13 protein-coding genes and 1 pseudogene are annotated in these 14,810 nt (G+C 41.2%); 5 read left to right on the top strand and 9 right to left on the bottom strand.

All coding sequences use genetic code 11. From position 1 onward, the window contains the following. The first annotated feature begins 74 nt into the window (after window positions 1-74). Complete coding sequence (locus tag ACIQYG_RS14290) at window positions 75-1,271, top strand: M14 family zinc carboxypeptidase (protein ID WP_402839011.1); 1,197 nt, start codon at window positions 75-77, stop codon at window positions 1,269-1,271. Between the two features lie 153 nt (window positions 1,272-1,424). Here ACIQYG_RS14290 and ACIQYG_RS14285 read toward each other — a convergent pair whose 3' ends face one another. Then, the gene (locus ACIQYG_RS14285; protein ID WP_402839009.1) at window positions 1,425-2,396 is read right to left on the bottom strand and encodes a TRM11 family SAM-dependent methyltransferase; all 972 of its coding nucleotides are present in this window, start codon (window positions 2,394-2,396) and stop codon (window positions 1,425-1,427) included. Window positions 2,397-2,543: 147 nt separating this feature from the next. Then, window positions 2,544-3,635 (bottom strand): CotH kinase family protein, encoded by a 1,092-nt coding sequence (locus ACIQYG_RS14280; protein ID WP_402839007.1) that lies wholly within the window; start codon window positions 3,633-3,635, stop codon window positions 2,544-2,546. Between the two features lie 148 nt (window positions 3,636-3,783). Here ACIQYG_RS14280 and ACIQYG_RS14275 point away from each other — a divergent pair. Then, window positions 3,784-3,861: pseudogene (locus ACIQYG_RS14275) on the top strand (CotG/ExsB N-terminal domain-containing protein); the annotation flags it as partial. A 94-nt stretch (window positions 3,862-3,955) separates the two neighbouring features. Next, window positions 3,956-4,270 carry a hypothetical protein gene (locus tag ACIQYG_RS14270; protein ID WP_402839364.1) on the top strand — a complete coding sequence of 105 codons (315 nt, stop codon included), beginning with the start codon at window positions 3,956-3,958 and terminating at the stop codon, window positions 4,268-4,270. A 250-nt stretch (window positions 4,271-4,520) separates the two neighbouring features. On the opposite strand, the gene ACIQYG_RS14265 is transcribed toward ACIQYG_RS14270, so the two are convergent. Genes ACIQYG_RS14265 through ACIQYG_RS14255 form a run of 3 tightly spaced genes read right to left on the bottom strand, consistent with a single transcriptional unit; the run spans window position 4,521 to window position 7,263 of the window. After that, window positions 4,521-4,832 (bottom strand): DUF3870 domain-containing protein, encoded by a 312-nt coding sequence (locus tag ACIQYG_RS14265; RefSeq protein ID WP_402839326.1) that lies wholly within the window; start codon window positions 4,830-4,832, stop codon window positions 4,521-4,523. A gap of 23 nt (window positions 4,833-4,855) precedes the next feature. Further along, window positions 4,856-6,061: an acyl-CoA dehydrogenase family protein gene (locus ACIQYG_RS14260; protein WP_101224431.1), complete on the bottom strand. Its 1,206-nt coding sequence runs from the start codon at window positions 6,059-6,061 to the stop codon at window positions 4,856-4,858. 14 nt (window positions 6,062-6,075) lie between these two features. Further along, on the bottom strand, window positions 6,076-7,263 hold the full coding sequence (locus tag ACIQYG_RS14255) for a CaiB/BaiF CoA transferase family protein (protein ID WP_402839005.1): 1,188 nt from the start codon (window positions 7,261-7,263) through the stop codon (window positions 6,076-6,078). Window positions 7,264-7,714: 451 nt separating this feature from the next. On the opposite strand from ACIQYG_RS14255, the gene ACIQYG_RS14250 reads away from it, so the two are divergent. Beyond that, window positions 7,715-8,653, top strand: coding sequence for a DHH family phosphoesterase (locus ACIQYG_RS14250; RefSeq protein WP_402839003.1), 939 nt, complete (start codon window positions 7,715-7,717; stop codon window positions 8,651-8,653). A gap of 134 nt (window positions 8,654-8,787) precedes the next feature. On the opposite strand, the gene ACIQYG_RS14245 is transcribed toward ACIQYG_RS14250, so the two are convergent. From ACIQYG_RS14245 to ACIQYG_RS14230, 4 genes are all read right to left on the bottom strand, one after another. Next, complete coding sequence (locus tag ACIQYG_RS14245; protein WP_402839001.1) at window positions 8,788-9,804, bottom strand: aliphatic sulfonate ABC transporter substrate-binding protein; 1,017 nt, start codon at window positions 9,802-9,804, stop codon at window positions 8,788-8,790. A 41-nt stretch (window positions 9,805-9,845) separates the two neighbouring features. Then, the gene (locus ACIQYG_RS14240) at window positions 9,846-10,598 is read right to left on the bottom strand and encodes an ABC transporter permease (RefSeq protein WP_034314377.1); all 753 of its coding nucleotides are present in this window, start codon (window positions 10,596-10,598) and stop codon (window positions 9,846-9,848) included. Continuing rightward, complete coding sequence (locus ACIQYG_RS14235) at window positions 10,531-11,373, bottom strand: ABC transporter ATP-binding protein (protein ID WP_402838999.1); 843 nt, start codon at window positions 11,371-11,373, stop codon at window positions 10,531-10,533. Before ACIQYG_RS14235 ends, ACIQYG_RS14240 begins: the two co-directional genes overlap by 68 nt. 289 nt (window positions 11,374-11,662) lie before the next feature. Next, window positions 11,663-13,765: a YhgE/Pip family protein gene (locus ACIQYG_RS14230; RefSeq protein WP_402838997.1), complete on the bottom strand. Its 2,103-nt coding sequence runs from the start codon at window positions 13,763-13,765 to the stop codon at window positions 11,663-11,665. A 331-nt stretch (window positions 13,766-14,096) separates the two neighbouring features. Between ACIQYG_RS14230 and ACIQYG_RS14225 the strand changes: the two genes are divergently transcribed. Beyond that, window positions 14,097-14,786 (top strand): DUF421 domain-containing protein, encoded by a 690-nt coding sequence (locus tag ACIQYG_RS14225; RefSeq protein ID WP_402838995.1) that lies wholly within the window; start codon window positions 14,097-14,099, stop codon window positions 14,784-14,786. Window positions 14,787-14,810 lie beyond the last annotated feature (24 nt).

Here is a 14,810-nt window from a genome sequence, read left to right as displayed (position 1 = left end):
CGAACAGGAAAACGGGTAGAAAATGAAGAATATTTTATCTGAATATTAAATATTTTCAGAATAGGGGAATGAATGTGAAACGGAAATTTTTAAAGGTTTTAAGTTCAACAGTAGTGGCCGCAGCTTTACTTGGCCCAAATGTCAGCTTAGCTGAAAGAGGACCAAATCCGACAGGTGGAACCAATCTTTCAACCGAAGCATTCCTTAATTATGAAGAACTGGTAAAAAATTTAAATCAACTTGAGCAAGCGAGTGCAGGAAAAATCAATGTAGAAGTGGCTGGAAAAACCAATCAGGGGCGTTCCATTCAAAAAGTGACTGTCGGTCATGGTGACAAAGTCGTTCTTATTCAAAGTGAAATTCATGGAAATGAGAAAACTGGAACTGTTGCGTTATTGAACATTCTTAAAAACCTTGGTCAAAGTAACTCACCTGAGGTAAAGAAAGTGCTTGATGAACTAACTATTGTTGCTATTCCAATGATGAACGTAGACGGCTCAGAGCTTGATCGTCGTGGAAATGAGATGACATGGTCTGAGGTTATAGGGAAATTCCCCCAACTTTCTAATGTGAAACCTACTTGGAACTATTATACTACTCCCAGATCGGGAGACGACTATGCTAGCAAACCAGGATTTGATGTTAATCGAGACTTTAATCCTGACCTAAACTATGTACCAAAGCCTCAAGACTTCCCGGGGGCATCTGAAAAGCCGGGCTGGTTTATTACACCCGAAGCGCAAACGTTACGTGACACATATAAAGGGTTAAAATCGAAATTCGGGAATGTGGATGTTTTTATCGATCTTCATCACCAAGGGTTTCCATATATCGAAGGAACTGATGAGCGCGTAACCATGTCAATATCAGGAAAATTCGTTCCTAACCCAAGCACTCCAGAAGGGGCTAAGTATGCAGAGTATGCAGATAATTTTAAATATGATTTCTCCCGTCAGCTGACACTTAGTGCGTATGACGCACTGCAAGCAAAAGGGAATTCAGTTTTTACAAATATTTCATTATACGATCAATCTATCGACCTACCAGGAACTGCTTTAGGGACGTTTGCTTTAAACGGAAGTGGGACGGTTCTATTTGAGGTTAGTGGTCAAACACAAAACTTTGGGCAAAAAGAGAAAGGCCAGCTCGTAAAAACGGTTGAAACGGGGCTAATGGGTATTATCAATGGTGTAACAGATGGATCGGTTCATAATCTTAATCCATCCGACTATGAAAAAATTCCTGAAAGTTCATCTACACCCGGAATCTAGTCAATTTTGAAACTTAATTGTAAAGGGGGCTGTCCGCCAACTGGCACCGGTTGAATATCGAAGCCAGTTGGCAGCACAGCCTTTTTTAGTTGTCTACTTGAAAGGGTAAGTCCATATCAATTAAAGGTTTCGGCCTTTTCTTGCTGATGAAACTTATACACACACTACAACCTCTCTGGAAAAAATGCCTTTCCTGGCCACACAGCGATCGGCAATCTCAAATCCTGCTTCTTCGATCATATGGTCCATCGTGTCGATCGTTACGACGACGACTTTGTCAGCAAAGCCCCTGGCATGCTTAAGGATCGATAGCTGATCTTCCGGCGTCGCATGTGTATATAAATTATAAGGCATATCGATAATCGCGACATCATATTTACTGGTGACCTCCGAAATCGGACCTGTAGTTACATCACCTTCTAGTCCGAAATAGGCAATGTTCTCCCTGGAACCGTCGGTAACAAGCGGGTTGATATCACGGCCATCAATATTGATCCCCATCGACAGGGCTTCTACCAATACCGTTCCAATTCCGCAGCATGGATCAATTGCCTTCACTCCATCCGGATGCGGAACGGCAATGTTGGCAATGGCCCTTGCCACTCTTGTGCTAAGCGCAGTTGAATATTCACGGGGCTTCTTCATATGTTTTAACCAAACCGCTTCAGGTTTGACATACTTCCCAAAATACCAACGTCCGCCAAGGGGTACGATTCCAAAGACCTGATCAGGATTACGTACATCGGCATTTCCCTGAATGTGCCACCCAATCTCCCGTTCAATTTCACGCTGTCCATCATAATCTATTTTTGCTTCTTTATTCAAATCATTAATTTTTACGAATAATACTTTGAACGTCGAATCAGGCAAATGAATCCCCTTCACTTGCTCAACGATTTCGGATATGCTTTCCCCTTCAAACATGATGTCGACCCGCCCTTTTATAAAAGGGCTCCTGCTCGGTTCAATTGCTATATCACTTTTCAAAATATTTCCTGAAGTCTCAAAACCAAAGAACGAGCGCATCTCCATTTTAGATAATGAGCGTTCGTCAGGGCTGCACGTAAACGTATATATATATGCCGGTTTTCGGCTATGATTAGTCAATCCATTCCCATCCTTCATTACTTTAGATTACTATCTTTCTATCAAACATAGCTGTAATAGTATAGAAAAGCAAATGGAATCGTACAGAAAAAAGCAGGAATGCTTTTTTTTCAACATTCCTGCCACTATATTTTTCAATATTCCATCACTAAAGGAAAGGATTGATTAATCCAATTTATGCAGCTGGCTATTTATATATTTTGCACGGGCCTCAATGAATTTCAGGATGAATTCGGGCTCATCATCAAATTTGACAATATTCCCCTTGATATATGGATCTTTTGAAACATAAGGTCTTATTTGATCATGCATTTCCTTAATGATAGGTTTCATATAGGCCACGGTAAATTGATTGTTCAAAATCTCCTTAAGAAGTTCTTGGTACCGGACACGAAATCCCCTTACATCAAGGATTCTAGCAGTCAATGTATTGAATCCCTCGATTCCCACATAATCCTCTTCCATCACTTTCCCGTTAACATCCCTGCCCCATGTCGCATCATAATCCCATGGAATCATTTCAAATAGACCAGTATCCCCATTTCGGTACAAGGCATAGTTATGAACGAACCCATCATAGTTTTGCGTGAATATGACACCGGCCAGCCAGCGCAGGTACTTTTCCACATCGACATATTTTACGATTTCCTTTCCAAAATCCACTCTTGAAATTGTATTGATGTGAAGGATCAACTCTTGTAAATAGAGTTCATCCTTTGCTTCCCCGCATTTTTTTTGATATCCCATTTCCAATGATTTTTTGATTCCTTTATCCAAATCGCTCATCAATGAGAAATTGGCATCACCATCCACTGCATAGAAAATGGACCCCTTGGGCAACCCCCTTTTCTTCAAATAATATTCATCCACCGATTCCAATTCCAGGTATATCCCTTCGTCCTTTCCGTTCAGATTCAGGAAAACGAACTGGGAGTTCGGCGATAAGGTGCCTATATCCGCAAAAAAGTCTAAAGATAATTTATTTCTTAGTAAAGATTTATCTTTATATTCGGCATTTAAATGAACTTCCTTGGCATTCTTAAACGTGTTAGGTTTATAAAATACTACATTATAGGATTTTTTGTGAAAACCGCGGATATGTGAGCCACGGTAAACAATATCAATATCAAGTTTTTTTCTGTTAAGTGTTAACTTTGCCGGTAAAGGATCATTGCACCATATATCTCTGCGAAGTTCCATTAAATTAACTGGCGAAATATAAAGCTGGTACACAGGCACCTTCTTGTCAGAATTCATATAACCCTTCCCTTCACTTTCCTATTAAATTATGGAAAAAAAGCGAAGGGTGTCACCCAAAAAACACTATTTTTAAAAAGATTGGGGATTATCTTTAGCACATCACGTACAAGCAACATAGTTTAATGTATAGAAAGGGGGATTATATATGTCAGACATCATTCGTGACATACAAAATGCGGTGGATAGAGCCAATTCCATGGGGTTAAGCGATTTCATGTTTAAGGACCCACAGCCAAAAGGCAGACATTCACGTAGCAACGAAGAAGAGTGCTCTACTTGCAGCACTAAACATTGCACGAGCAGGAATCGGTACACTTGTGGTACTCAAAGGGGCACGAGCAGGTCCACTTGCAGGACGCAAAGGCGCACTAGCAGGAATAAATCGACTTGCGGTACTCAAAGGGGCTCTTGCTGGAAACGATCCACTTCCGGCACTCAAAGGGGTTCTTGCTGGAAACGGAGGTCTGCATGCAGCAGACAAAGGCACACCAGCAGAAACCGGTGTTCTATATGCAGCAGACAAAGGCGCTCCAACAGAAACCAGTGTTCCTCCAACCACTGCAGGTGGCTTTGCTGCAATAACTTTCGCAATAAACGGAAATGGTGCTTCTAGTTTCATGGTTCCGTTTTAATGTACAAATAATATTTTCTTACTGGATATTAAGCTTTATTTTAAAGTCCAATTTCTTATAAAAAACACAAACTCGTCTTATAGGGCGAGTTTTGTGTTTTTAAAATGATTACGATCTTTATATCCATCCATTCAAATGTCTCTTCTTACCTGCAACTGTTATTCCAACTCTAGCATAATCTAGTTGAGAACCTGAACCTATATTAAAAGGATCCCACCTCTTACATACGGTAGGATCCTTCCAGTTTCGCTTATTTAACGGAGACCAATTCGAACTGTGCATACACATCCTTCAGCCCTGCTTGAATGGCTTGACCAGCCTTCCCACGATAATGCAATTGTACACGATCAATTAATTCTTCGATGCCATCTTTCAGGCAATACCCCCGCAGCAGTTGACGAATGAATTCCCTGCCATGTTCTGTAGCAAGTGTACAGGAAGCCTCGACTATTACTCCATATTTAAAGTCAAGCTCCACCGTGATCGTGATCGAATCATATATATTTCTCGCTGCCATCCCTTGTGGAAGTTTTGCATGCCCTGCAATAAAGTATGTGTTCATCATCTGATCTCCTCTATCTATAGTTAATGTACGGAAACTTGCTCGAAGGGCCATGCAGGCAATTGCTTACGAAGCTCTTTATCCTGCCTGTAGCCAAGTGCGTATTCACCCTGCATTACAGTATGAATCTCACGGGTTCCTTCGTAAATGACCGGAGCTTTCGAATTCCGCAGAAAACGTTCGACTGGATATTCATCCGAGTAGCCATAGGCACCATGAATTTGAACAGCATCATTGGCCGCTTCATTAGCAGCATTACATGATATCCACTTGGCAAGTGATGTTTCCTTCGTATTCCTTTTTCCTTGATTTTTTAAGGTGCCCGCTTTAAATACCAACAATCTGGAAATCTCTAAATTTGCGGTCATCTTGGCAATCATCTGTTGAACGAGCTGATGTTTGCCAATCTCTTTTCCGAATGTACTTCGTTCATGGCAATACTTCAAGCTTGCTTCCAGGCTTGCTTCTATTAACCCTACAGCACCTGCGGCCACTGTAAACCGGCCGCTGTCCAATGCCGACATGGAAATTTTAAAGCCCTCACCTTCTTCACCGAGCCTATTCTCCACCGGAACTTTTACATCCGTTAAAAAGATCTCGCCTGTATTCCCGGCACGAATACCCAATTTCCCTTTAATGGCTTTCGACTCCACTCCCTCGAAAGTCCGTTCCACAATAAAAGCAGTGATTCCCCTTGAACCGGCATCATGATCCGTCTTGGCGAAAATGAGGAAATGATCTGCATAATCACAGAGCGAAATCCATGTTTTTGACCCGTTCAATATATAATGGTCCCCAACGCGTTTTGCCGTTGATTTCATTGCCGCTACATCAGACCCTGCATTCGGTTCAGTCAGCCCAAATGCGCCAATCTTAATCCCTTTTGCCTGGGGTACTAAATATTTCTGTTTTTGTTCTTCCGTCCCCCATTGCAGCAGGGTCATGCTATTTAACCCTGTATGTACAGAAACTGCAGTTCGGTAAGCCGTATCGCCTCGCTCCAGCTCTTCACAAACGATGGCTAGGGTATTATAATCCATTCCGACCCCACCATACTCTTCAGGTATACAAACGCCCATCAATTGCAATTCCGCTAACCTTTTTAAAATATGCGGCTGAAATTGCCCTTGCCTATCCCACTCTTGAATATATGGAATAATTTCCTTATCCACAAATTTCCTTACCACTTTCTTCACACTTTGCTGCTCTTCTGTTAATTCGAAATTCATCATTAAAATTCCTCCTAAATAATTTTATTTTCCTTGAATTTGCTTATTTGGTCTGCACTATATCCTATTTCAGCCAAAATGGAAGCGGTATGCTCACCATAGAGAGGCGGATGCTTTCTCATGGTAACCGGTGTTTTTGAAAGGTTCAGGGGCGATCCCGTCACTTTAAGATCTTCGATTGTGGGATGTTCCATGCTCACCAACATGCCTCTTGCGATGATTTGCGGATCCTCGAACATCTCTGCGATATCATTAATCGGGCCATTGGGTATCCCTGCATCATCAAACAGCCTTTTCCATTCTTTCTTTGTCTTTCCACCCAGCGAATCCTCTATTATCGGTATTAATTCTTCCTTGTTTTGCAAACGTTTTTCATTATGCTTGAACTCTTCCTGTTCCGCTAAATCAGGTCTGCCTATAACGGTTGAAAATCTCCTGAACTGATCATCATTTCCTACAGCCACGACAAGCTCTCCATCCCTTGTCCGGAAAGTCTGGTATGGAACGATATTGGGATGCTGGTTCCCCATTCTTTCAGGGGTCAAGCCACTGAATAAATAGTTGCTGGCGACATTCACCAATGAAGAAACCTGACAATCCATTAATGAAATATCAATTTCCTGTCCTTCCCCCGCTTTATCCCTATGATGTAAAGCGGATAGAATGCCAATGCATGTATACAAGCCAGTCAATATGTCAGCTATGGCCACTCCAACCTTTACGGGACTTCCATCTTTTTCTCCTGTGATGCTCATCAAACCACTCATCGCTTGAATGATATAATCATAGCCCGGCAAATCTTTATAAGGACCGGTTAAACCAAACCCCGTAATCGAGGCCATGATCAGTTTCGGGTTCATTCCCTTTAAATCCTCATAACCCAACCCCAGTTTTTCCAATGTGCCCGTCTTGAAATTTTGAATCACTATATCACCTGAAGACACCAACTTCCGGAAAATCTCTTTCCCTTCCTCAGATTTTAAATTCAAGGTCATGCTTTGCTTATTTCGATTGGCACATAAATAGTAAGCGCTTTCTCCTTCGGCGAACGGCGGACCCCACCCTCTCGTTTCATCACCTGACTCATGATGCTCGATTTTAATGACATCGGCACCCAAATCACCGAGAATCATTGAACAAAACGGTCCCGCCAAAACACGGGATACATCGATGATCCTGACTCCTTCCAAAGCTCCATTCATATCATCACCCCTTTCAAACTGTCGGGATACACAAAAAAGAGCCAGTAAAACCAACAATGTCGTTACATTGAATGTTTCACTGACCCTTATCCACGAACCGTCTTCCTGCAAAGGAAGATCAAGTGAACCAAGTCAATTTTTATGGATTCCAGTTTTATGTCAAGCCGGCCATGCAACAAGGTAACTTGTTGTCATCGGTTTGGTAAATTAAGTATAGTTGTATTTTTTGAATTTTGCAATAATTTTGTTTGAGTGTTTTATTACATTTCCCGGAATACTCTTTCGCATACTTTCCGTATACTTCCAGGGCTCCCCCCATCCAAAGTAATCGGAATTGCCTTTATTCGTTTGGCATGTGATGATTGAATAGGTATAACTGTCAATATATGAATTTTGAATATAATCAATTGTCGCTCGGCAGACAAGGAAAGGTTAAAAAGGGGATGGCGATATGGACAATAAAAAAATGGAAATAATCGAAGCGATCAAGAAATACCACACAATTATCATTCATCGCCATGTAAATCCGGACCCGGATGCATTGGGATCACAACTCGGTTTGAAGAACCTATTGAAGCACTCCTGCCCTTCTAAAGAAGTCTATGCGGTAGGCGAGGAAGTGGATAAGCTTCTATTCATAGGTGATATGGATGTCATTTCCGATAACAAATACAAAGGTGCCTTAGTGATTGTTTGTGATACTGCCAACATTTCACGGATCAGTGATTCCCGATATGATCATGGAGATATGCTGATCAAAATTGACCACCACCCCGAATACGAACAATTCGGTGACATTTCTTGGGTCGACCCTTCTTATAGCTCTGCAAGTGAAATGCTTGTTGATTTATTCTTGGAATATCCAGAAGGCTTCATCATGAATAAAGAAGCGGCTAAATCCTTTTTTGCAGGAATACTTAGTGATACAGGGAATTTCACGAATGGGAATACCACTCCCAGGACATTAAAAATGGTTTCGCACTTAAGAACTTATAATATTCAGCCCGAAAGAATCCATAACAGCCTTAACGTTAAGGCGAAAAACGCTTCCCGACTTCAAAAAGACATTCTAATGAGCTTCAAGGTAACCGATAAAGGGGTAGCTTACTTCATTATTACGGAGGATCTGTTAAATATGTATGGTGTGGATCGACTTGAAGCTTCGAACTTAGTCAATACGCTATCTAGTATCAGGAGCAATAAAATCTGGGCTTTCTTCATCGAATACCCTTCGGAAATCCGTGTCAGGATACGTTCAAGGAATATTCCCATCGCTTCCATCGCACGTCAATTCAATGGAGGAGGACATTCACTGGCTTCAGGCGCTACCATCCATTCCTGGGAAGAGGTTGATCATGTTATCCAAGCATTGGATCAAGTCTGTCCATAACAGGGAGTTCATGACCTGTGGTGTTTATATCCAAGATTATTTCCCCGCTTAATTAAAACTGATTAGATCGTCCTTTACCTGATTACAAAAAAAACGCCAAAGCCAGGATGGCTGAGGCGCTTGCTTGTTTCAATTTATTTGGACACTTCTTCAAGAATTGATAAATCGATCATGCCTTTTATATCATTGCTAGGGATATAACCAGCTTCTTTGCTAATGTCAGCCATTTCTTGAATGACTTGCTCATTAACTTCAGTCGTCACTTCAAGGCGTGAAAATGCTGAAGCCACTTCTTCTTTGCTTAATTCTTTTCCAGTGAGTTCCTTCAAATGCTTAATAACCAGTTCTTGGCTTTCTTCAGGGTTTTCCTGTATGAACTTCACTGCTTTTTCATGCGCTTTCAAATAGGAAGCAGCGAGCCCCTTTTTATCCAAGAACTTCTGGCTTGCAGCCACTACCGTGTTAGGTGAATCTTTTCCCCATGCAAATTGATCCCAGTCAAGCACTAGCTTTCCTTTTGCCTGGTTTTCCAATACATAACCCCACGGTTCCTGGGTCGCTGCTGCATCGACAGACTTTTGAACAAAAAGGGCGGTTGTGTCAGCAGGTGCTGCCGCATACAGCTCAACTGTGCCCCCATTTGTAGTCGGTTTTAAGTCAACATCTTGAAGGGCCTTCCTAAGCATGACATCCTGTGTGCTTCCAATGACGGGAATCGCTACCTTTTTACCGTCCAAATCTTTTAAATCCGTAACCTTGCTGTCTTCGCTAGCCACAAGTACGGCACCTCCATTAACAGCCCCGGAGATCAAGTGGTATTCAGGGTTTTTCACGTAAAAGTTAAGCAATGGACCTGGCCCGACCGTTCCGACATCAATGGCGTTTGTGGCCATTGCTTCCATGAATAATCCGCCATTGGCCACTGTTTTGGTTTCAATCTTGACATCTTTACCGAACTCTTCTTCGAAAAAGCCTTTTTCAAGTGCAATGATCGTTGCACTGTGGGTTAGGTTAGGAAAATAACCAATTTTCACGGATTTCCCCCCGGCCCCTTCCCCTTCTTCATCATTACTGCTGGATTGAGTGCATCCGCTTACTATTCCGATTAACAATACAGACAGAATAAGGGCAAAGAATGATTTTTTCAGCATATTTTTCTCTCCTTTTTAACTATTATTGTATTAAACTACCGTTACTTCACTCCCCACTTCAATTGAACATTACGTTCAAGACGGGAGAAGACAACATTATCCACGATTGTTCCAATGATTGCGATGATGATCATCACGGAGATGACCAAATCCATTTGTCCCAGTGATCTGCCCATTTCCAGCAATTGGCCAAGACCGCCTCCCCCGCCAAGTAATTCACCTGCCATCAAAGCACGCCAGGAAAAGGCCCATGCAATTCGGAGACCGGATATTATTTGCGGGACGGATGCTGGTAAAATCACGGTGCGAAGAAAATGAAACCCGGTCGATCCATATGTTTTGGCAACACGCTGATACAACTGGGGTACATTCCGGAAGCCACTCGTTGCATTAACCGTCATCGTCCAAGTTGCTCCGATGGTGACGATGAAGAGGATCGAAAAATCATTCAATCCAAACCAAATGATCGCCAAAGGGAACCACACGATACTCGGGATGGACTGTAATGCCGTCACGACGAATCCTAAAGTGTCTTCAACCAATTTAAAACGCCAAATGAAATATCCTAATATCAGGCCTACTATAATGGCAATCATAAAGCCGATCAGGATACGGCCAAGGCTTTTTCCGATGGCTTCGGTTATTTGTCCGCTCATCAGTCCCTTAAACAGAGTTTCCAAAACCTGAGTCAGGCTCGGAAACATGAAATCCGGAAGACTGGAAAGTCTAGATGTGACTTCCCATATCCCCGCTATCATCGCGATGAATATGATTCGTCTTAAAGCTGTAATCATTCCCCATTTCCTCCTTCAGCACTTTTTCAATTTCCTCCTGCAAAATCGATAGAACCCTTTGTTCTGTATGCAAAGTTACACTATCCGGCATAACTCCATCTTTCATGGAAGGGACGGAAATCGTCTCTTTGATTTTCCCGGGACGGGTAGCAAAGACGATAATTTTTTCTGAAAGCTGAACAGCCTCGCGAATATTATGGGTAACGAAAAAGATCGTCACTTTAGTTTTTCTCCAGATTTCGAGCAGCTCTTTATGCAAAACCATCCTCGTTTGCTCATCAAGTGCGGAGAATGGCTCATCCATCAACAGGATATCCGGTTCCATCACCAACGCTCTTGCGATGGCTACCCTCTGTTTCATTCCTCCTGAGAGTTGATGTGGATAGGAGTCAACATATCGGCTGAGGTGAACCATCTTTAAAATGTCCAGTGCCTTGGCTTTTGCTTCTTCTTTGGGCATTTTCTTTAACTTCAATCCGTATGTAACGTTTTCAAGTACCGTCTGCCAAGGAAATAAACCCGCCTCCTGAAACACGACAACCCGTTCCGGACCTGGCTTCACCACTTTTTTCCCAGCTACACGTATTTCACCCACATCTGCTTTATCAAGGCCGGCAATCAGATAAAGGAGCGTGGATTTACCACATCCTGAAGGGCCGACGATCGAAACGAAGCTTCCTTTCTCGACCTCTATGTTTATCTTATCGAGCACCTTTATGCTTTCTTTCTTTTCATTCTTAAAACTTTTTTCAATGCCATCTATTGTTAAATACATAAAGTCACCCCACTTTTATATCGCATCGATTTACTAAACATTATTTCTTAATAATGATTAATCCAATGGTTTTTGTCAACTATAAAAATGCAAAAATTCTAATTAATCGGCATCTTCCTATTCAACTGTCAATATATTGATAAATATTCCAAACATACATAAAAATACATATAGCCAATTCCATTCAGCAAATAAAAGAACCTGATTCCCTTTTAAGGGTTCAGGCTGATTTCAGTATCCATAGTTTTCAAATTGAATTAACCGAGGTCACCGGCAATCTTTCAATACCTTAAAAAATCCTGCTTCCATACAATTTATCCTTCATCTTTTGTGTCCTTGCATGCAGAGGCTTTTTCAAAATGATACCTAAGATGAGCGTGATTATTAAAAAGAGAATCAAGATAAAAATGTCCTTGCCAGCTACGCTCCAAGTTATTCCCCCAACAGATTCACGAAGTAAACCCACAGCATAGGTGAATGGCAAGAAAGGGTTAATATGTTGAAAAAAGGGCGGTGTGACCTGAATGGGGAAGGTGCCGCCTGAACTTGATATTTGAAGGACCATCAAGACGACGCTTATCCCTTTTCCAACATTTCCAAGAACGGAAACGAAGGTATAAACAATGAGTGTAAATACGGTACTTATCAGAACGGAAAACAGGATGTACTCAAATTTATCCGCTACATAAACACCGATAAGAATGATATTCCCAATGGAAACACTAAGAGCCTGCATGACCCCAATGATGAAAAATATAAGATACCGCCCGATATAAATTTGATATGGGCTATAGACTTTTTGAGAAACACCCACGCTAAGCATGGAGATCAATATTGTACCGCCGACCCAGAGGGAAAGTGCCGTAAAGAAAGGGGACATGGCAGATCCATAGTTCGGAATCGGAAAGAGACTGTGTTTATTGAGCAGCACTGGTTCTGAAAAGAATTCACTTTCTTGTTCAATATCATTCCTTAGGAAATCGATCACTTCTTCCATATTATAAGACTTATCAATTTCCCTCATTTTAGAAGCTAGAGCCTTTATTTTCGTTTCGATTTCCGGAAACTTATTCTGTAACTTATCGATATCCCCTGTGCGCGTTTCCAATGTTCGATTGGTCTCATTCAACAGCGTTCTCACCTCAGGAAGGACCTTGTTGCCCTCCTCCATCGTAAGTTGGACATTATTCAATATTGATTCCGTTTCATTCCAGATTTCGTTGAACTTTGGCCCCGTTTCCTTCAAATAGCTCTCCTGGAAGCTTGCCAAGACTTGATCATTGTTCCTGCCAAGTTCGATAAGATTGCCGTATGCTCGGTCATTCAGCGCTTGAAGTTGGTTCGAAGCATTATCCCTTAGTCCATCAACTAGCTGTATTTCTGGCTGAAGCACGTTTTTCTCATTATATTGATTGACTCTCACCAATAAATTATACATACTGTCCAAAAGGTACAACTCTTTATTTATCCTCGTTACCCCTTGTTCCACTAGCTGATTCGACGCATTGTCAGGTAAATCCTGACCCGTTAACCGGTTCGCCAGTACTAAAATGGATTCATTATCGCTCCTGATGTTCGCGATATCATTTTTCAAGAGGGGATTGATTCCTTCGAATGCCTGCCTTGTTGAATCTACATAACTAGAAACGTCCGATACCAATTTGTCCTTCTGCGACGTTATACCTTCTATTGAATCCAAACCTTCATTGACCTTCTTAATGATATCTTCGGCCTTTTTAACATGTGTTTGAACAGTTTTGATATTTTGTTCAAGCTCTGGCAGTTCACCCTCTAATAAATACACCATATTCTTCATTTTTTGAATGGTCGGCAACTCGTTTTGCAAGGTGATTCCCAATTCATTAAAGATTGCAAGGATACTCCCACTGGCCGATTTGATGAAGGTTTTGCTCACATTGTCCACTATGCTGTTGGCACCTGCTGCCGTAATTTTTGGAGCAATGGAATTGATTTTTTCATTTACATAGTAATCAATCTCTGCTTTCTTAGGGTCATCGGTCATGATAGTCGAAATATGTTCGGAAAAGTTCTCCGGAATGATGATGGATGCATAATAATCCCCCTTTTCCACTTTTGCTATCGCCTCTTTTTTCGAAGTGAACCTCCAGCCCAGATCCTTATTCTCCTTTAACCCCTCTATGACTTCCTTGCCTATGTTCACGACTTCGCCATTTAACTCCGCACCTTTATCCTCATTGGCAACACCGACAAGAATTCCTTCCGTATTTGCATACGGGTCCCAAGATGCGACAATATTAAACCACGCATAAATGGAAGGGATGAACATGAGAAAGACTACTACGATACAAACAAAGAAATTTTTATAAATGCTTTTTAAATCGTCAATGAAAATTTCCTGAATATTTCTCAAAACATACCCCCGTGCAAATGTATTTTGATACTATTATTCGAAGAAATTTCTTAATCGATACTAAGTAAACATATCCATGGATTTATCAAACCTAAAAAAAGCAAGTAATGAGCTGCTTGCTTCCTGAGACTTCACTTATAATTGAATGCCTGGTTTATAAGAAAGTTGTTTCTTAATTATACTTCATGAATAAATCTATAATTTTATGTAAGATGGGTTCCCAAATCAAAGACGGTTACCTTGTCATTTTCCTATACAGAATAAACGGCAAGATACAACAACATACTATTACAAATCCAACTGTCGGGAGTTTTGTAAGGGAGAAATCATCATGTCGGAATCTGTTGAAATCATCTTTCGAACCTTTACCTCTTTTATTTTATTATGGGTATTTGTCCAAATCCTCGGTAAACAGACAATTGCCCAGAGGACCTATCACCTTTATATCGCTTCAATTACCATGGGGACAATTGCAGGAAATTTAGCATTCAATATTAAAATTAAATTCCTGTATTTTATCATTGCCATTATCATTATGGGTACCGTTGTTTTTATGCTCAATCTTCTAGCGGTTCGAAATCCGCGTTTCGGGAAATGGATTGCTGGAGAACCTGCCACTTTAATTCAAAAAGGAAGAATTCTCGAAGAGTCAATGGAACGAATGGGGTATTCACTGGATTCTCTTAAACAGGCTTTGCGGGGAAAAGATATCTTCAACATAGATGAAGTTGAATGTGCCATTTTAGAGATAAATGGCTCACTCTCTGTATTGAAAAAAGAACAATACCAAAATGCCACCAAGCAGGATTTACCTATACTGCCCTCAGCAGGACCTGTACCGATTGAACTGGTCTATGGGAAGATCCTTTATGATAACTTATCCAAACACCCCTACAATGACGAATGGTTGATGGCTGAACTCAAAAAAAGAAACCTTGCTGTTTTTGATATCTCGTATGCTGTCGTAGGGATAAAAGGAAATTTGTATATTGATTTGATTAAGGATCAATCAAGGGAATGATCTTTTGCATTTCAGCGAGTATCA

The organism is Peribacillus sp. NPDC096622 (assembly GCF_044762665.1).
GTDB classification, from domain to species: domain Bacteria; phylum Bacillota; class Bacilli; order Bacillales; family DSM-1321; genus Peribacillus; species Peribacillus frigoritolerans_B.
This window is presented reverse-complemented; position numbering and strand designations above follow the sequence as displayed.